The 2,701-nt window shown below is 40.0% G+C and carries 4 protein-coding genes; all 4 read right to left on the bottom strand.

The window, feature by feature from the left end:
* Positions 1-269: 269 nt before the first annotated feature.
* Entirely contained in the window at positions 270-677 is a 408-nt protein-coding gene (locus AACR75_RS00645; RefSeq protein ID WP_170899857.1) for a hypothetical protein, read from the bottom strand.
* 176 nt (positions 678-853) lie between these two features.
* Positions 854-1,156 carry a type II toxin-antitoxin system RelE/ParE family toxin gene (locus AACR75_RS00640; RefSeq protein WP_047691386.1) on the bottom strand — a complete coding sequence of 101 codons (303 nt, stop codon included), beginning with the start codon at positions 1,154-1,156 and terminating at the stop codon, positions 854-856.
* Complete coding sequence (locus tag AACR75_RS00635; RefSeq protein ID WP_047691384.1) at positions 1,144-1,401, bottom strand: type II toxin-antitoxin system Phd/YefM family antitoxin; 258 nt, start codon at positions 1,399-1,401, stop codon at positions 1,144-1,146. Before AACR75_RS00635 ends, AACR75_RS00640 begins: the two co-directional genes overlap by 13 nt.
* A 748-nt stretch (positions 1,402-2,149) precedes the next feature.
* Positions 2,150-2,605 carry a GNAT family N-acetyltransferase gene (locus AACR75_RS00630; protein ID WP_047691382.1) on the bottom strand — a complete coding sequence of 152 codons (456 nt, stop codon included), beginning with the start codon at positions 2,603-2,605 and terminating at the stop codon, positions 2,150-2,152.
* Positions 2,606-2,701: the final 96 nt, after the last annotated feature.

Genomic DNA, 2,701 nt, shown 5'->3' with positions numbered 1-2,701 from the left:
ACAAGCCTGACAGTTTGAGCAAGAAATTTCCGTACTAGATACATTTTTAATTGGAATTGTCATCGTGTTCTTCAAATCAGTGTAATCACAGCATGGTACTCCAATTTGAACCAATTTATCGACATTCGTGACCAACTCAATTTGGTAGCCATAACGCCCGGCTAAGGGGTTGACAACGCACCGCCGAACTCAAAAAACACACTGTAAACACTGAATTTCAATTTCGCACTAAAGTCGCCACGCGTTGGCAATCCCTCTTGAGCCGTTTGTTATGTGATTTTTCGTTTTAACTCCATTTCTTGCTCTTTGAACAAAACGTAATCACTAGATTTTCTACTCTTCGCCGCTGTAAACCATTGAACCCCAGTTTCATCTAAGTGATTAAACTCTAAACGAAATTCATACTTATTACTGCTAACAAAACCCAAAAATGCACCGAATACAAATGCTACCAATGGCAAAAAGGATGCATACGCTAATCCATATTCCTGATGCTCTGATGGGATAAAGATAAAAAGTAAACTCGATGAAATTGCACCCAACAGAAACATTCTCATAAGATAGTCTTTGAACGTCAAAACTTTCACTTCAACACCAACAATTCGACTTAAATCATAAGCATCTGAATTTACTTTCAATTGATTATCTAATTGCTGAATTATCACTGAATTAGCCACTAAATTCTCCTTTATGTAGCTGAATTTACAAGATCACATAACGCCCGCTTAAGGGGCAGACAACGCTACTACTAAGTTTCCGCATAACACCTTAACCACTAAAATCCAACGCATAGTAAAAATGCCGCGCGTTGGCTGTCCCTCTTAAAGCGTTTGTTAGCCGTTTATTCGCGTAACTATTGTCTACTCAACAAAAATTTACGAAGATCTCTTTCTGCTCGCATAACAAATAAAATATAAACCTTGCCGTCATTTTGCTTATAAAAAACACGACACGGATTAATAACAACTTCCCTGTAACTTAAATGTTCGAGCTCTGGTGGGATACGGCCTGAATCAGGAAAGGCTTCCAAACGTTCAACTTTAGAGAAAATCGTTTGGACTAGTTGTTTTGCAGACACAACATTTTCAAGTGCTATATATTCAGCGATATCGTTAAGATCTGATAACGCTGGTTCAGTCCAAATTATTTCAGCCATTTTAACATTTTGCCCTTGGCTTCATGATGAGAAATTATTCTACCGTCGGTGATCGCTCGCTCACCACGAGCAATACCTTCAAGAATCGCTAATCGATTTTGCATAAACTCATAATCATCAACATCAATAAGATAAGCCGATGGTTTACCATGTTCAGTGATTAATACAGGCTCTTTGGTATCATGGAGATCAGCAAGGATCTTAGTTGCTTGTCGCTTAAGTGATGTTACCAATTCAACTTTCATTAGACTTACTCCAAAAACAGACCACTAAAGTGATACTATTCTATCACTTTGAAGATGGCAAGTTTAATGACGGCTAACGCCGCGTTAAGTGGTGAGCAACGCGACCACAATCCTAAACCATTGCGCCTTAAACACAAAACTCAACCTAGAGCCAAAACTCCCAAGCGTTGGGAATCCGTCTTAAACGCCTAGTTAGCTGCTGCACTTTCGCTAGCAAATTACGCCAAAATGCCTAATTTGAAACACATTATGGCTTTCAAACGGCAAAGTAAAACGGACAGCTGTGAAATTAAAACCTAATCCACGAAATGCGCTTGGCAAAGAAGAAATGACCGAGAAAATCACCATTCCTGAGCTCGGTAATTTGCAAAGAATTCTGTCGAAAAAGCCAACGACAAAGCACACGAAATGAATTTAGGCATTCATGAATTTCAACAGCAAAGAAGCCGCGACAATGAACTTAACAAAAACAACATTTCCCGTAAGCAGACTTCGTTAAGTTCAAACACTTTCCGAAAAGTGCCACTGGCGAGATAGTTGAGAAGCTAAGATTTGTCCGGTGTGTAGCTAGAAAACCGAAAGCCTTTCCACCCTAAATTCACCGTTTTTCTTAACCCAAGCTAACGCCCTGTTAAGTAGTGAGGCATGTACTACAAAAGCTTCCGCAACACTACGTAATCACTAAAACCAACGCAAACCAAAAATGCCACGCATGCCGAATCTACTTAAACAGTTTGTTAGGCCTTTATTACAGATTGCGCGTCATAAAACAGCTATTGGGATCTGGTTGATAATCACCAAACGGACCACAGTATATGAAACCATGCTTTTCATACAATTTTCTTGCAGCCAAAAAATAATCCATTGAACCCGTTTCCAAACTCAGAAACTCATAGTTCCGAGTTTTCGCAACGGCTACGACATGTGACAACAACTGAGATGCAACACCTTGATTTCTTGAACTTGTGGATGTTCGCATCGACTTGATTTCTGCATGGTTTGAAGCCAACTCCTTAAGTGCAATACATCCTTGAACTACACCATTTTTCTCTGCACACCAAAAAGTGATGGATGGATGCTTAAGAGCCTCAACATCCAGAGCATGAACACTTTCAGCTGGTGAGGTTGCATACATGTCTCTTAGGTGTTCTTCCAATAACTGCAAAACACCAGTGCCTTCTAAGTTATCTACTCTGATTTCCATATCATTTCCTATCTGGGCCTAACGCCCGGCTAAGGGGTTGACAACGCACCGCCGAACTCAAAAAACCACTGTAAACACTGAACTTCAATTTTGCAC

Source organism: Vibrio sp. ZOR0018 (assembly GCF_963865925.1).
Lineage (GTDB): Bacteria > Pseudomonadota > Gammaproteobacteria > Enterobacterales > Vibrionaceae > Vibrio > Vibrio anguillarum.
Note: the sequence above shows the minus strand (reverse complement) of the source record. Positions and strands in the feature narration are given on the sequence as shown.